Here is an 890-nt window from a genome sequence, read left to right as displayed (position 1 = left end):
CGCGCGCGCGCGCGCGCGCGCGCGCGCGCGCGCGCGCGCGCGCGCGCGCGCGCGCGCGCGCGCGCGCCGCGCGCGCGCGCGCGCGCGCGCGCGCGCCGCGCGCGCGCGCGCGCGCGCGCGCGCGCGCGCGCGCGCGCGCGCGCGCGCGCGCGCGCGCGCGCGCGCGCGCGCGCGCGCGCGCGCGCGCGCGCGCGCGCGCGCGCGCGCGCGCGCGCGCGCGCGCGCGCGCGCGCGCGCGCGCGCGCGCGCGCGCGCGCGCGCGCGCGCGCGCGCGCGCGCGCGCGCGCGCGCGCGCGCGCGCGCGCGCGCGCGCGCGCGCGCGCGCGCGCGCGCGCGCGCGCGCGCGCGCGCGCGCGCGCGCGCGCGGCCCCCCCCCTGGGCCCCCCCCCCCCCCCCCCTGGGGGCCGGGGTGGGGGCCCCCCCCCTTGGGGGGGGGCCCCCAGGGGGTCCCCCGCCCCCAGGGGGCCCCCCATCCCCCCCCCCGGGGGGGAGGGGGGATCGGGGGCGGGGGGAGGCCGGGGGGGCCCGCCGGGGTGGGCCTGGGGACGAGGACGGTGCGGAGGTGCCGGACGGGACGGTCGGCCTGCTGGCCGTCGCCGCGCCCTCGATCACGCCGGGGTACTGGAACGACGAGCGGTTGACGGAGTCGTTCCGGCGCGACGGGTTCTGGCTGACGGGCGATGTGGCGTACCGGGACAGCGAGGGACGGTTCTTCCACCTGGACCGGACGGTGGACGTGATCGACACGCTGGACGGGCCGGTGTACAGCCTGCCGTTGGAGGAGGTGCTGCTCGCCGACTGCGCCGATCGGGTGCAGGACTGCTCGGTGGTGGGCGTGCCGCACCCGGACGGCGGTCAGCGGCCGGTCGCGGTGGTGCGGCTGCAGGACG

1 protein-coding gene is annotated in these 890 nt (G+C 87.4%); it reads left to right on the top strand.

What is annotated here, in order from left to right; all coding sequences use genetic code 11:
- Positions 1–562: 562 nt before the first annotated feature.
- Positions 563–890: AMP-binding enzyme (locus KCH_RS45170; protein ID WP_244305474.1), on the top strand; the 328-nt coding region annotated here is incomplete at its 3' end.

Source organism: Kitasatospora cheerisanensis KCTC 2395 (assembly GCF_000696185.1).
GTDB lineage: Bacteria > Actinomycetota > Actinomycetes > Streptomycetales > Streptomycetaceae > Kitasatospora > Kitasatospora cheerisanensis.
Note: the sequence above shows the minus strand (reverse complement) of the source record. Positions and strands in the feature narration are given on the sequence as shown.